The sequence below is a fragment of the Chryseobacterium piperi genome, from assembly GCF_002285635.2.
GTDB classification, from domain to species: Bacteria; Bacteroidota; Bacteroidia; order Flavobacteriales; family Weeksellaceae; genus Chryseobacterium; species Chryseobacterium piperi.
The window spans coordinates 923,584-939,193 of the sequence record NZ_CP023049.2; the positions used below are offsets into that span (position 1 = coordinate 923,584).

The window sequence follows — 15,610 nt, forward strand, 5'->3', positions numbered from 1 at the left end:
AAAATTGTATAATCCAATAGAATAAATTTGCCGGATAAAAGGAGTCTAAAGATTATACAAGGTAAGAAATATTAGAATGTTGTATAGTAAACCCAAAGTATCTTTAGCGGTTTCCAAGCCAGGCGAGAAATTCATTGGCCTTTTCTCTTCCTACCGTTAATCTTTCATCGGTTTCGACTGTTAATGTCAAAATGAGTTTTCGGTTGAAATAATGCTGAACTTCTGTGATGTTTTTGAACGCAACGAGATACTGTCGGTTAATGCGGTAAAAAGATTGCTTGCCCACCAAGCGGTGTATCTCATCCAGAGATTCATTGATGTTATATCTCTTTTTATCTTCAGTCACGATATTAATCCCGTTGAGACTTTTATAAAAATAAACAATAGTGGAAGTTGGGATGGTGATATAAGTATTTTGATTATAGACCAGAAAGCTTTTTTTAGTATCTTCAGAAGGCAGAGCCATTAAAAGTTTTGAGATCTCTGCAGTAGGGAGTAAATTTTTCTGAAAATAATTTTTTAGATTTTTTACTTTTTCTAATGTTAGCTCTATATCATTTTTGTTGAACGGCTTTAGGATATAATCAACCCCATTACTTTTGAAAGCCTGAATAGCGTAATCATTAAATGCTGTGCAGAATATCACCGGAGCATTAATATTTACCTTTTTGAAAATTTCGAAGCTTATCCCATCAGCCAGCTGAATATCCATGAAAATAAGATCAGGATCATCATTCTGGTCAAACCAGGATATAGTGCTGCTTACGCTTTGAAGTATATCAATCACTGTCGCATTAGAATCTGCTGATTGAATCATTCTTGCCAAAGCTCTGGCAGTTTTTATCTCGTCTTCAATGATTAGAATTTTCATAGATAATGGGAAGTTTTATGGTAAATTCATATTCATTACTGTCTATATCTATAGCAGTTGTACAAATATAGCTGTATCTGCCTTTTATATTGGATAATCCAATTCCGAATGAATGTTGATTATTTTTAAGCTGCTTGTTGTTTTTTACAACAATAAAGTCTTGTTCTTCATAAATTTCTACAGATAAAGGATATTCTAATGAAACAATATTATGTTTGATACAGTTTTCAACAAGGAGTTGAAGAGTGAAAGGAGGAATGTAGGTATTTCCCATCGAATCATTCAAATTAATCCGGATATCTATGCCCTCTTCGAATCTTGATTTTAAAAGGAAAATAAAAGATTCCAGTATTTCAATTTCATTTTTTAACAGGATCAGATCGTCTTTCTTATTTTCAAGTGAGAAACGGTAAAAATGAGAGAGATTCCTTACAAAACCGGACGCTTCTGGGTCATTGACATCGATCATGGCCTGGAGGGTATTTAAGCTGTTGAATAAAAAATGAGGATTGATCTGTTGTTTAAGCAATTCGTATTGAGCATTCAGGTTATCTGCTTTAATACGTTCATATTGTAATAGTATTTGTTGTGTAGTATAGCTCTGGTAAAGGAAATGAATAAACATAAAAATGGTTAGATTAATCAGAACTCCCCTGAACTGGTACATCATCATCATTGAATTAAAATTATATTTAGGAAAAATAAGATGATGCAGAGTGACCAGAATAAACATGACGATAACCCCTAATATATTACTCATCAAAAGCCTTTTGCCCCAAAAGTCTTTTCTGGAAGATGAAATTGAATATTTGGGTAGAATATATAAATTATAATACCAGACAAACAAGGCATATAATAGAGCCACAGAAGCATCAACCCCCAGCTCTACTAAGGTAATATTCAACTGCATGATTTTTGGGATGGAGGCAAGAACTCCAATAAAGAGTGAACTGAACCAGATCACCCTTTTTGAGACCTGGAATACACCATTTTTTTTAGAATCTATATATTTTGTTAAAAGCATCATACACAATAAATACCCGGGTTTGAAAATCAAAATTTTGACAAACCCAGGTTCATTTAATTTTAGAATTTAATCTTTCTTTGCAGAAAGTGGAGCTCTTTAGTCAACTGCAAGGGCAACATCTTTTACTGCTACAGGCCATACACTACCAGGTGGTCGATTATTAGGGACTGTTACTCCTTTATTGGATCCCCTTTCTTTATTATCTCCTCCGAAATAATATAGAGGCCATCCTTTATAAGTTAATTGCTTTTTCCCATGCACCGTAATACTTCCAAATAAAGATTTATCTAAAGAAGACGGAACAACAATTTTATCCTCTTCGTAAATAGGCCATACATTGTCATTGGAAAAATCTGCCAGTGTCCAGTTATTTTTGTTTTTTCGATCATTGGTAAATGTATACAGGGTCAAACCTTTTGAATTGGTAAAGTATGACGTTCTTCCTGTACCTTCTGTATAATTAGAAGTATAATTTTTACCATTATTTCCTACAAGCTGTGCATTAGCAAGCATTATGGTATAATCAGGCTTTGCAACAAACCAAACGTTGCCTGCACCTTCTCCTTTTGTTTCCCCTGGTGCTTCCTGTGCACCGCCATTAGGAGCAAAGTAATATAAAGGATAACCTTTATAGGTAATTTGTTTCTTACCGGAAACTGTTGTCGTGGTTTTGAAATCTTCAATATCTAAATCCTTACCCAAGGCCTGGGCAGTAAGATTTTCAACATTAAAAATAGGCCAAACAGCTTCACATCCTCCTGTACAGGTATTGCTTCCGTTAGAGTCATTTGCGAAAAAATACAATGTTCTTCCAGTTTTATCCGTCAGAACCAGACCCAGCTTAGCATCTGCCTTAAGCTGTATTTCAGGTTGGCTGTTCTGAGTAGGTACTTCAGTTTCACCAGTAGACCGGGAACAACCTGTTATAAAAGCTAACAGAAATAGCCCGATTATTACAATTCTTTTTTTCATCGTGTAATTTTTTTGTTAATATTATAGATCTTGTAACAAAAATATAGACCGTGGATCTATGCCGGAAACAAAAAGATATGGGAGTGTTCAAGATTAATCAGGAAACGTTCAAATGAATGATTGGAGTGTACTTGGTCTGTACCTCCAATCATGCTAATCTTTTATTTTAATCTGAAATTGGTAAGATCATAAGCTAATGAAAGCATGAATCCCCTATTGTATATCTTGATTTTATCTGTTTTGGTATTTCCGTTAGCCGAACTATTGGCATTCTGAAAGAGATCTGTAAAACCGTGGGTATAGCGCAGCCCAATTGAAAAGCTGTTTTTTAATTGATAATCAATTCCCAGATTCATTCCGAAGTCAAATTTCTGGAGATAATAGCTTTTGCTTTCATCATTTTTAGCATCTCCAAAAATACTGGAATCTCTTACCAGATTGCCATTTTCATCCTTTCGCTTTGTATTAGCAGCTACCAGCATACTCACATAAGGCCCTGCATAGAATTTGAATCCGGATAACTGATAACTGATGTTGGCAGGGATCAGGTCGATATAAGAGCTGTTAACAACAGAATTATAGTTTTGATTGGCAGTATCTTCGTAAGATACTCCTACCCGCCTCTGATTGAACATTAACTCATGAGTAAGTCCGAGATTCTTTCCAATCTTTGTATTTACAAAAACTCCTGCCTGAAAGCCCGGTTTGAATTTCGTTGCCGAACTGGCAAAGATATAGTCTCTCTCCTTGCCATAAAAGTTATAAAAGTTGACCCCTGCTTTCACACCCCAACTCATCGTATTGGAATTCAGATCCTGATTATCATTAAAATTATCTTCTGTTGTTGTCTGGGCATAGGAAAGTTGCCCGCCAATTATTGTTATAAGTATGATCAGTATTTTTCTCATTGTTTTTTTATTAGAAATTAATATCCCATATTCCGGCAGCCCTTTCCAGTTCTACCAGTGCCACAGCATAGTTGTAAAGGGTCGCGTAATAACTGTGCTGTACATCGTTATAAGTTCGCTGGGCATTCAGGACTTCCAGTAAAGAAGACTGCCCTCTTTTATAGCTGTACATTTTACCTTCCAGAATGGCTTTGGCTTCTGTAAGCAATCCGGATTTGAACTGGTTAACCTGTTTCTGAGCAGCGGTATAAGTAAAGTAAGCCTGGGTTACCTCAGTCTGGATCTGAAGTTCGGTTTGCCTGTAAGTTGTTTCGGCCTGTAAAGTTCCATATTGGGCAGCACGTAACTCTCCTGAACGGTTATTCGAAAACTTGAGCGGAATACTGACTCCTGCGTTTACTGTGGTCATAGCAGGGGTTGGAGCAATGGTATTTCTTACATAAGAAGCATTATTAACCCCAAATGATAACCCCAGATCGATAGCTCTGTCAGCTTTTGCCTGTTTCAGTAAGCTTTGCGATACATTTTTACTCTGTAAAGCCGCCTTGAGATCTGCTCTGTTATTCTGTGCTTCGATAACCAGGTCTTGTAGAGAAAACTGACGTTCGAAGCCAGAGAGATCACCACGGGGATACAATAAAGAATCGCTTTTTGCTTTTCCTGATAATAATGAAAGATTAGCCAGTGAAGCTTTCCATTCAGCTTCTGCAGAATACACATCATTAAGCATGGTGCCGGCTTCCAGTTTGGATTGGCGGGCATCTACCTGAGTGATCACGCCCAGCTTAAAACGAATACTGTCCGATTCTGCGAGCTTTTTCATCTGTAAATATGAGCTTGACTCTACTTCCAGGACTATTTTATTCTGAATGGCCTGTAAATAAGCCAATGTAGCATCAGCACGCAGGTTACGGAAATAATTATCCAATAAAAGACGGCTGAGTTGGGCTTCATTACGGGCTACCTCTATCCTTGCTTTTCTTTTTCCACCCATTTCTAAGGTCCAGGTTACCTCAGAATTAAATCCATATCCTAGTTTCATTCTCCTCTGACCATTATCAAACCATCCGAATCCTAATTGTGGATCTGGAAATATCCTGGCGGTTTGAATGGCCGCGTCAGCGATATTAATATTGAATTTCTCTGCAGAATAAGCCAGATTGTTCTTTCCAACCAGATTGATGTAGGTATGATAATCAATCGGTTTTTTAGCGAACGCCGTATCTACCTTTTGTGCCTTTACGGTAAAGGATATATTCAGGATGATCATTCCCAGGAGGACTTGTATGTATTTTTTTATCGTGATCATTTTTAGTTTTCTTTTGGTGCATTATAATTCTTTCCCCATTTATTTTCTATCAGATAATAAAGAGCCGGGAGTGCAAATAAGGTAATGATGGTTGAGAATAGCAGACCGTATACAATAACCGTTGCTAAGGGTCTCTGAACATCGGAACCAATACCTGTAGCCAATGAGGCAGGGAATAATCCCAAAATGGCTACAGTCGCAGTCATAAGGACCGGACGGAAACGATGTGAAGCACCTTCAATCACAGCTTTTTTCAAATCATATCCCTTTTTTCTGAGGGTGTTGATATGAGAAATCATGATGACTCCATTCTGTATGGCTACTCCAAATAGGGCAATAAAACCTACGGCAGAAGAGATATTGAGCGTCATTCCCCTCAAATTAAGAGCCAACATCCCTCCAAAAAGAGCAAGCGGAACAATACTGATTAAAAGTCCGGCCTGACGGAACGATTGAAAGGCTCCATAAAGCAATATGAACATGATCGCCAAAGCAAGAGGGACAATCACCGATAACCGGGTATATGCACGGCTTTGGTTCTCAAACTGTCCACCCCATTTAATGGTATATTTTTCATGATCGTATTTTACATTCTTTTCAATAGCATTTTGAGCCTTTGATAAAAAAGAAGTAAGGTCCGTCCCCCGAAGATTAAGACGTACGGTCAGGTGACGTTTATTCATTTCCCGGGCAATCATACTTTCTCCCGTATTCATCTGTATCTGAGCTACCTGGGATAATGGGATTTTAGCACCAGATTCATTGGTTAGCATAAGACTTCCTATCTTTTCAGGAGTATTACGGCTTGTTTCACTGTACCGGGTGATAATATCGTATACTTTAATCCCCTGGTAAATTTTTGAAACTGCTTTTCCTCCAATGGCGATCTCTATCAGGTCGGAGACATCAGAAACATTCAACCCATATTGTGCAATTTTTTCACGATCAACTTTGATTTGCAGTTGTGGCAAAGGAGGTTCCTGGTCTATTGCTAAGTCCACTGCCCCTTTTACATTTTTCAGTGTAGACATTACTTCTTCTGCAATTCTTCGGGTTTCTTTAAAGTCATTTCCATAGACCTTAACAACAAGTTCACTGTGTGCCCCCGAAATTTTATCCATAACTCCATCAATCATAGGTTGGGTGAACGCAATATTATACCCGGGCATTTTCGCATACTCTTCCTCCAGTTCTTTGATCAGGTCAGCTTTGGTTTTGCCCCACTTCCACTCACTGTATGGCTGCAGACCTACACTCACTTCAAAATGAGAAGGTGTCCAGGCATCCGTACCGTCATCGTTTCTTCCTGCCTGTACCATAACGTAGGTTACTTCTTTGTACTTCAGGGTGCGGGCACGGAGAGTATCACTCATCTCCCTTGATTTTTCTACAGTAATACCGGGAGGTAAGGAAACCTGTAACCATATGGAACCTTCATCCAGAGGAGGCAAAAAGTCTTTTCCTACCATGGCTGTCATCAAGCCTGTTGTCATTAGAATAGCCGCTAAAGGAATAAAAATTCTCTTAGGATGTACCATAATCTTCTGAATCCTTTTGTGATATAGATCACTTAATTTTTCCAACCATCGGTTATGATAGATTTTTCGTGGCTTTCTGTAGATAACAAAAGCCAGTCCCGGAATAAGAAATAAGGCTACGGCCAATGCTCCTATTAAAGCATATCCGACCGTAAATGCCATAGGTGTGAAGAGTTTCTTTTCAACTCTTTCAAAAGCAAATAATGGTAAATAGGCTGTGATGATGATAATCGTAGCAAAAAATATAGGTTGGGCTACCTCTTTTACTTTTTGGGTGATGGTTTTTTCATCGAGCTCTTCATCCGGATGATCTTCTCGTTTCTTAAGAATGGTTTCCAACATTACAATGGCTCCGTCAACAATAATCCCAAAATCGATAGCTCCCAATGATAATAAGTTAGCCGGAATATTGGTAAAATGCATCAGTATAAATGCTATTAATAGGGATAAAGGAATCGTAATCGCTACCAATAATGCTCCTCTCCAGCTTCCCAGAAAGACAATCAATACAATAATGACTAATGCCATTCCTTCAAGTAAAGTCTTAGAAACAGTGTGTAAGGTATTGTCTACAAGGTTAGTTCTGTCTAATACAACATGGATCTGTACGCCTTTGGGTAAAATATTCTTATTCAGATCATCTACAGCGTCGTTGACACCCTGTAAGACCGCTGAAGGATTTTCATTTTTAAGTAACAGTACAATACCTTCTATATTGTCAGAATAATTGACGCCTCGTTTATCAGAATATCCTAGTGCGCCTTTACGCTCAAGATTTCCGTATTTTATTTTGCCGATATCATTCATGTAAACCGGTGTTCCGGATACTGATTTTACAACAATCCTTCCCATGTCTTCCAGGGATTTTACCAATCCTATTCCTCGGATAACGTATGACTGATCTCCCCTATTCATAACACTTCCCCCGGAATTGGCATTGTTGGCCTCCAGTTTTTGAGCTACTTCACTCAGGGAAATGTTATATTGCTCAAGCTTTACAGGATCAAGCTCAACCTGAAATTGCGTGGTAATTCCTCCGAAATTGGTTACGTCAGCTACTCCCGAAACCTGTTTGATTTTAGGAATGATGACAAAATTCTGCAGATCGGTAAGCTCCCGTAGATCATGGGTTTTACTTTCAATGATATAGCGGTATATCTCTCCAGTAGGCGATGTTAGCGGATCTAGCCCGGGTGTTACTCCGAAAGGAAGTTCCAGGTCTGATAACCTTTCCTTAATTCTTGTCCTTGCCCAGTAATCATCGACTCCATCTTTGAATACTATGGTCACCATGGATAACCCGAACGTACTTTTACTTCGCATCACATGCATGCCGGGAAGACCGTTAATAGCCTGTTCGATAGGAATGGTAATCTGCTGTTCTATTTCTTCTGCCGCCAGTCCCGGTACCTGGGTTACAACCTGTGAAGTGACGTCACCGATATCAGGATAGGCCTCTATAGAGAGCTGCTTCCAGGAATAGTATCCAAATACCGCAAGTAATGCAAACAATGCCAGTATGATCCATCGTTTAGCGATGATATTGTTTAAAATATTCTTCATAAAGCATCCGTCTATTTAGTATCTAACAGGTAAAAAGCTCCATCTGTGATGATTGTTTCTCCCGGTTTCAATCCGTTAATAATCTGTGTTGTATTGTTTTCAGTAATCCCTGTATCCACATATCTTTTGACATACTCATTCTTTGCAGTCTGTACGAGCACATAGTTTCGGTCATTGAACTGAAGAATGGCTTTAGTAGGAACAAATATTGCTCTTTCAGAAGTCTCACTGAATTTCAGGTTGACAAACATCCCGGGTTTTAAAATACGATCGCTGTTTTCACACTCTATAAGTACTTCTACGCTTCGGGTTTCTTCATTTACAATTTCATTGATATGGTATATTTTTCCCATAATTTTCTTGTCCGGATAAGCGCTGACATTGACTTCCACTCCGTTAAGGTTCTGTAAAAAGCGGAGATCTTTTTCTTTTATCTGACCTGCAATCCAGACTTTGGATAATTCTGCCACGAGGGCAATCGGTGGAGCATCTTCCTTTAAATACTGTCCCATAACAATATTATTGGTAATCACTTCCCCTTTGATCGGAGAAACAACTACTAAAGGAGTATTGGGAGACATTTTATCTGTATTCTTAAAAATCTTTAATGCGGCGGAAGCATTAGCAAGTGCTGTTTTCTTAATTTGAAAGTCGGTAGCGGCTTCTTCAGCTTCCCGCTGTATACCCACTCCATGCTTTAACAAATCCTGTTGACGTTTCAGGTTGAGTTCTGATTGCCGAAGTTCCTGCTGGGCATCTCGATACTCTTTCTGAGCAGCAAAATAATCGGCGGAACTTACTGAAAATAAAGGTGAGCCGGGCATTACCTTTTGTCCAAGTTTAATATATGATTTAAGTATTCTGCCGGCAAATGGAGAGGTGATTTCCGCATAACTGTTAGGAATAGCTTTTACGGTTCCTACTGTAACCAGGTTAGGATTGTAATCTTCTTCTTTTATAGTCTGCAGTACTAATTTTGGGATGATATTGGAGTTTTTTTGTAGCGCAATGGTATCTCCTTTCACCACATATGAGCTGGTGTTTTCAGGGGATTCTTTTTTGTCTCCGCAGGAATAAACAATGATCGAGGTTGCTGTGAGCAATAGCAATGCCCTTATACTGTTTCTCTTTTTTGTTGCTTCGATAATCATCAGGTTTAAAATTTTAGTTGTTTATATTTTTTAGTTTAAGATTAAGGGGGATCCGGTAATAAACCGGATTATTTGGTCTTTCGTTTTTAGAGCCAGGTATTGAACTTTTTAATGAACCAGTTTTTTACCCATTGGGTAAGCAGACAGTATGAAGTCAGGATACCTAAAAGCCAAGGAAAGTAGCTTAATGGTAAAGGTTGCATTTTCAATGCGGCTGCAAAAGGTGAAAATGGCAACAGAATTCCTATGAGCATAATCAGTGAAGTGAGTGCTACTACTGGAGCTGTAGCCCAACTTTGGATAAATGGAATTTTACGGGTTCTGATCATATGGATGATCAGGGTCTGTGATAGCAATCCTTCTACAAACCATCCGGTTTGGAATAAGGTCTGATGCTCTACCGTATTGGCTTTAAATACAAAGTACATCACTGCGAAAGTGGCAAAGTCGAAAATAGAACTGATAGGTCCTATAAAGAACATAAATTTTGCAACACCGCCTGCATCCCATTTTTTAGGAGTTTCCAGAAATTCTTCATCCATTCTGTCCCAGGGAATAGAAATCTGGGAGATATCATACAGTAAATTCTGGATCAACAGGTGTACAGGAAGCATGGGAAGGAAAGGCAGAAATGCACTGGCTCCTAACATACTGAACATATTTCCGAAGTTGCTGCTTGCTGTCATTTTGATGTATTTGATAATGTTTCCAAACGTTCTTCTTCCGTAGATCACTCCTTTTCTTAAGACCATAAGATCTTTTTCGAGGAGGATAATATCAGCACTTTCTTTGGCTACATCTACTGCCGTATCCACACTGATTCCTACATCGGATTCTCTCAGTGCAGCTGCATCGTTAATTCCGTCTCCCATAAAACCTACGGTATGTCCTTTACTTCGTAATACTTTAACTACTCTTACTTTTTGCAAAGGATTAAGTTTAGCAAATACGGATACAGTATCCATTTGTTCAGTTAAGACTTCATCAGACATTTCATCCAGATCTTTTCCATTAATGATCTGTTGGACAGGAATTCCGACATCTTTACAGATCTTTCGGGTAACCACTTCGTTATCTCCGGTGAGTACTTTTACATTGACACCGAGTTTTTGCAACGATTCTATCGCAGGTTTGGCTGATGGTTTTGCGGGGTCTAAAAATCCGATGAAGCCGGTTAACGTAAGATCTTTTTCACTTTCTAATGTATAAGTAAGTGGATGAGAAGCATCAAATTCCCTGATGGCAACAAGTATCACACGAAGCCCTTCTTCATTCATCTTTTTTGAGGTCTTCAGCACGATTTTACGCATGGCATCATCCATGGGTACCGTTTTATCATTTTCTATATGAAGATTTCTGTTGTCTCCCGGATCAAAAGTCCTGCTGCATAATTCCAGCATCTCTTCCACTGCTCCTTTACAAATAAGCAAATGGTTACCATTGTGCATTTTCAAAATCACAGACATTCTTCGGCGCTGAAAATCAAAAGGAATTTCATCTACTTTGAGGAATTTTTCCTCTACTTTAAGATAGTCATGAAGCTCAATATGTTCCAATACAGCTTTATCAAGAAGGTTTTTCAACCCTGTCTGATGGAAGCTGTTCAGGTAAGCCCATTTTAAAACTTCATCATCTTCTACTCCATGTACATTCAGATGTTTTTCAAGGACGATTTTATCCAACGTAAGGGTTCCTGTTTTATCTGTGCACAGAATATCCATTGCCCCAATATTCTGGATAGAATTAAGGCGCTTAACAATAACTTTACGCTTGCTCATATTAACAGCTCCTTTGGCAAGATTTGCTGTTACGATCATAGGGAGCATTTCAGGAGTTAATCCTACGGCAACGGCTATAGCAAATAATAAAGCTTCCAGCCAGTTACCTTTTAAGATTCCATTAACCAGGAATATAACAGGCACCATAACCAGCATAAACCGGATCAAAAGAAAACTTACCTTATTGATCCCTTTATCAAAGCTGGTTTCAGGACGCTCGCCGGTTATGGATTTGCTGATGCTTCCAAAATAGGTGTAACTTCCGGTGACAACAATGACCGCTGTTGCAGAACCGCTTACTACATTGGTTCCCATAAAGCATAAATTATTCAGCTCGATAACCGGCTTTTTCTCGGCATCACGAATGGGAAGATAATTTTTTTCTACGGGTAAGGCTTCACCCGTCAACATACTTTCGCTGATAAATAAATCTTTGCTTAGCATAATCCGGCAATCCGCTGGGATCATATCTCCCGCGGACAGGTAAACAATATCTCCGGGAACGAGTTCACTGATAGGAACTTCTTTTTTACCTTGAAATTTACGCAATACAGTAGCCGTCGTTTTTACCATACTTTTCAGTTTCTCAGCGGCACTATTGCTTCTGAATTCCTGGATAAAGCGTAATAACGTACTGATCAGGATCATGATCGAAACGACAATCACTGTTTTGAAATCACGTTCTTCTGCAGATGGAAGCCATACATCAATTATGAAAGAAACCGATGCAATAGCCAATAGTATATAAATGAATGGATTGGCAAAAGCTTTTATTAGCTGTACGTACCATTTGGGTGCTTTCTGATGCTGTATTTCGTTGAGTCCGAATTTTCCTTTTCGTTCCTCTGCTGTTAGTTCCGTTATTCCTTCCGGGCTTGTTTCCAGCATAGCATAGACAAATTTATCATCCTGGCTGGCTGCATTTTGCAGTTTGGTGGTGGTTCCTACATTCATTCCATCAGAATTGATGATTGAATGGAACGGGTTTTTGATTTTTTCTTTTAGCTTAATCATGACACCGTTTTTTATTTATTGGTTATAAGAACCGGAATGATCTGGATTCAGATGAATGTACGGACATCCGGTTTTTAAGGAATTTTTATATTGATAAAGGCTATGAAGAATAGATTTTGAAAGAAGGCTTACAGTTCTGATTGGGTACCGATAATCTCCCAGCTTACTTTGTGTACTTTTTCTTCAATAGTAAGACGGCTTGCAGTGCGTTCTATCAAGCTGTCCTGAGGTACTGCGGTTTTTATCACCGCAGTAATGACGACATTCTGGTCTACGTCATCACTTGATAAGGATTTTAGTAATAATTTTTCATCGTTACCCAGCATCTGCATAAGCAATACCCGGATATGATTCTCCACCTCTGCAGTACATTTGATAGTAAAGAGGTAATCAGTTGGATCACCATGTGATTTAACGAATGTAAATCTGTTAAGCTGAAGGCCAATAGGACGAAGGATAATATGGGTAAGCATAACGGTAGCAGTAACTACTGCGGCTTCAAGCTGTAGTCCCATCCCACTCAACGCACCTACTGCAGCTGAACACCAGATCGTAGCTGCTGTATTTAAACCTTGAACATTCAATCCGTCTTTCATGATAACTCCGGCACCGAGGAATCCAATGCCACTCACGATATAGGAAGCAATTCTGCCGGTAGCATCACCACCTATTTTAATGGAAAGAAGGATAAATGCAGTAGCGCCCAACGATACCAAAGTATTGGTACGAAGGCCTGCACTTTTCTGACGCCAATGTCTCTCAATGCCGATTGCTGAACCGAGCAGCATACCGGTAACCAGTCTGATTGTAAATTCCAAAATTCCCATATCTCCTCTCCTTTTATTTGCTGGCACAAAGGTCTCTACTATCTTCCGTAATCCCGGTTAGAGAAGCAGTAGAAAAAAATTAGAATTTTATTAGAATTTCAAAACGGATAGATAATCGTCAGAGCGGCTGTTTTTCATAATACAGACTGAAAGTCTACGATTGTAATTCAGAAGAAATAGGTATCGAGATCTATCAAATAACAGGTTTCTCGATCTGGGTTTTTATAAAAACCTACTCGGAATGAACAAACACTGATTACATTCACGATTTTGTAATTTAGCCTTTACAAATATCTGTGCCCATCTGAGTCATTTGTGGTAAAAAAACAACCACAAAAGGCACAAAAGTTTTTAAACACTTTAGTTGATTCAAGTTTCATTGATACTGCATAAAAGTTCACATAAGTTGAAAATCAAAGATTTTCAGAATACAGAGTAAATCTGCAAATGTAGTTTATAAGTAAAAAATAGGAAGAGATGTCTCCGGTGAACTACGTTCGCAAGACTTCATCCCATGTTCGAAATGACAAGCATTGTTACATTCACAATTTAGCAAATCAGCGATTTTGCCATTATGAGGATACGAGCTTACTGGAAATTATAAATGGGGTAATTCTACAGTGAAAGTGGTTCCTGTATTCTTTTGAGAAGTTACGGTTAATGTTCCCTTATGGAGATCCACTATTTTTTTCGTTAATGGAAGGCCAATACCGTTACCATCTGCAAATTCTTTATTTTCTCCTCTATGGAAAGGAAGAAAGATGGAATTCAGATCATTTTCGGGAATACCGATTCCCTCGTCTGTAAAGTTTAAAACAATAGTATCATTTCCGAAGATGATAGAAACCGTACTTTTATGATCTTCCGAGAATTTACATCCATTTTCAAAGAGATTAACGAACGCTACCTTCAAAAGATATTCATTTCCATAGACCAAAATCTGATTTTCTTTTTCAATATCTGACCGGAAATTAAGATCGATTTTATAGTCGTGATCATAATTCTGCACCTGTTGACGGGCATCCAGCAAAACTTCATCTATGCGAACAGGCTTAAATGATATTTCGGTAGGATCATAGCTGGCTTTGGCAAAATCTAGTAAGCTGTTGGATAAACGGGCCAGTTTTTTGGCATCATTTAAAGCATTGCTTATGACTACTTTATATTCTTCATTGGTTCTGTCTTTGTTAACAGATAGTTCAAGTTCAGTAATGATAGCTGCAAGAGGCGTTCTTAACTCGTGAGAAATATTGGATACAAAGCTTTTCTGGGAATCAAAGGAGTTTTCCAGACGGTTGAGCATATCATTGAATGTATTGGCCAGCTGGGATAGTTCATCTTTATTTCCGGTAGTTTCCAGACGCAAATCGAGATTGGTGGCGGAAATATTTCGTGCTTTTTCCGTCATCTCATTAACAGGCTGAAAAGCTTTTCTCGAAAAGATTCTTCCTGCCAGGAAAATGACGATCATGGAAAATATAAAAACAACGACCATTGTTTTTAGCAGGTTGTTAATTTTACTGTACCCGTACTGGTCAAAAGATGCTGCTGTAACAAGATATTTCTGGCCTTTATAGGGATAGACAACTCCGATTACCTGCCAGTCGTCCTGATAAAAGTCGATCTCTCCTTTTGAGTTGATGGTACCAAGCATTTTAGGAGTTTCTTTTACGAAATCAATATCTACAGCATCATGATATAGAAGTTTGTGATCAGTATTGTAAATTGCAACCTCCACTTCATTTAAAGTCTTCCGGTTGTTGTGGTAAATTTCCTGTAAAGTACGCTTATCCACCTGGGCATTTAAAAAGAGATTGGCTTTGGTGTAAGCTTCTTTTTTAAGGAGTGCATAGAATTCATTTTCACGGCTTTTGGTGGCAGAATAATAGATGATAAAAGCAAATATCATTAAGATGGTTGCCATGATAATCGTAAACAATATGGTAAGCCGTGTTTTGATCTGCATTTTATTCAGATTTTAAAATAAATCCCATTCCTGATTTAGTATGGATCAATTTACGATCAAAATCTTTATCGATTTTCTTTCGCAAATAATTAATATAAACATCAATAAAATTCGTTCCTGTATCGAAATGTGTATCCCAGACCTTCTCCGCAATTTCCACTCGGGATAAAACCCGCTCCGGATTTTGCAGCATATATTCCAGGAGTTTAAATTCCTTTGGAGTCAGGTTAATATCCTTGGTACCGCGTCTTACCAGCTTGGTATGGAGATTCATTTCCAGCTCTGCATAACGAAGAATAAAACCTGTGTTTTGGGATATTTTGACATTCCTTTTTAATAAAGCCCTGATGCGCACCAAAAGCTCTCTCATCTCGAAGGGTTTCACCAGATAATCATCTGCTCCTGCATCAAAACCCTCTACTTTATCATCTGTAGTTCCCAATGCAGTAAGCATAATAATAGGCATGTCTGGTTTGATCTGCCGGACTTCCTTACATAGGTCTATACCATCCATTTTGGGGAGGACAATATCGGTGATGATCAGGCTGTATTCATTCTGCAACGCCAGTTTTTTACCGGAAAGCCCATCGTATGCGACACTTACTGTAAAATCCTGTTCTTCCAAACCCCTCTGGATAAGTTGGGCTACTCTTTGATCATCTTCTATAATAAGAATATTCATACAG

Annotated in this window: 11 protein-coding genes; all 11 read right to left on the minus strand. The window is 38.4% G+C overall.

What is annotated here, in order from left to right; all coding sequences use genetic code 11:
* Positions 1 to 103: 103 nt before the first annotated feature.
* Complete coding sequence (locus tag CJF12_RS04095) at positions 104 to 871, minus strand: LytR/AlgR family response regulator transcription factor (RefSeq protein ID WP_034687202.1); 768 nt, start codon at positions 869 to 871, stop codon at positions 104 to 106.
* Entirely contained in the window at positions 852 to 1,898 is a 1,047-nt protein-coding gene (locus tag CJF12_RS04100) for a sensor histidine kinase (RefSeq protein ID WP_228379123.1), read from the minus strand. The genes CJF12_RS04095 and CJF12_RS04100 overlap by 20 nt, the downstream gene beginning before the upstream one ends.
* A gap of 96 nt (positions 1,899 to 1,994) precedes the next feature.
* Complete coding sequence (locus CJF12_RS04105) at positions 1,995 to 2,870, minus strand: COG4315 family predicted lipoprotein (RefSeq protein ID WP_034687204.1); 876 nt, start codon at positions 2,868 to 2,870, stop codon at positions 1,995 to 1,997.
* A gap of 161 nt (positions 2,871 to 3,031) precedes the next feature.
* Positions 3,032 to 3,778 (minus strand): porin family protein, encoded by a 747-nt coding sequence (locus tag CJF12_RS04110; protein WP_034687205.1) that lies wholly within the window; start codon positions 3,776 to 3,778, stop codon positions 3,032 to 3,034.
* A gap of 10 nt (positions 3,779 to 3,788) precedes the next feature.
* A complete protein-coding gene (locus tag CJF12_RS04115; RefSeq protein WP_034687208.1) occupies positions 3,789 to 5,087 on the minus strand; it encodes a TolC family protein in 1,299 nt (432 codons plus the stop codon).
* Positions 5,088 to 5,089: 2 nt separating this feature from the next.
* The gene (locus tag CJF12_RS04120; RefSeq protein ID WP_034687210.1) at positions 5,090 to 8,188 is read right to left on the minus strand and encodes an efflux RND transporter permease subunit; all 3,099 of its coding nucleotides are present in this window, start codon (positions 8,186 to 8,188) and stop codon (positions 5,090 to 5,092) included.
* A gap of 11 nt (positions 8,189 to 8,199) precedes the next feature.
* Entirely contained in the window at positions 8,200 to 9,339 is a 1,140-nt protein-coding gene (locus CJF12_RS04125; RefSeq protein ID WP_051887382.1) for an efflux RND transporter periplasmic adaptor subunit, read from the minus strand.
* A gap of 86 nt (positions 9,340 to 9,425) precedes the next feature.
* On the minus strand, positions 9,426 to 12,131 hold the full coding sequence (mgtA, locus tag CJF12_RS04130; protein ID WP_084675683.1) for a magnesium-translocating P-type ATPase: 2,706 nt from the start codon (positions 12,129 to 12,131) through the stop codon (positions 9,426 to 9,428).
* 128 nt (positions 12,132 to 12,259) lie between these two features.
* The gene (locus CJF12_RS04135; protein WP_034687212.1) at positions 12,260 to 12,958 is read right to left on the minus strand and encodes an MgtC/SapB family protein; all 699 of its coding nucleotides are present in this window, start codon (positions 12,956 to 12,958) and stop codon (positions 12,260 to 12,262) included.
* 598 nt (positions 12,959 to 13,556) lie between these two features.
* Positions 13,557 to 14,924 (minus strand): HAMP domain-containing sensor histidine kinase, encoded by a 1,368-nt coding sequence (locus tag CJF12_RS04140; RefSeq protein WP_034687214.1) that lies wholly within the window; start codon positions 14,922 to 14,924, stop codon positions 13,557 to 13,559.
* Position 14,925: 1 nt separating this feature from the next.
* Entirely contained in the window at positions 14,926 to 15,606 is a 681-nt protein-coding gene (locus tag CJF12_RS04145) for a response regulator transcription factor (RefSeq protein WP_034687216.1), read from the minus strand.
* Between the last annotated feature and the right edge of the window lie 4 nt (positions 15,607 to 15,610).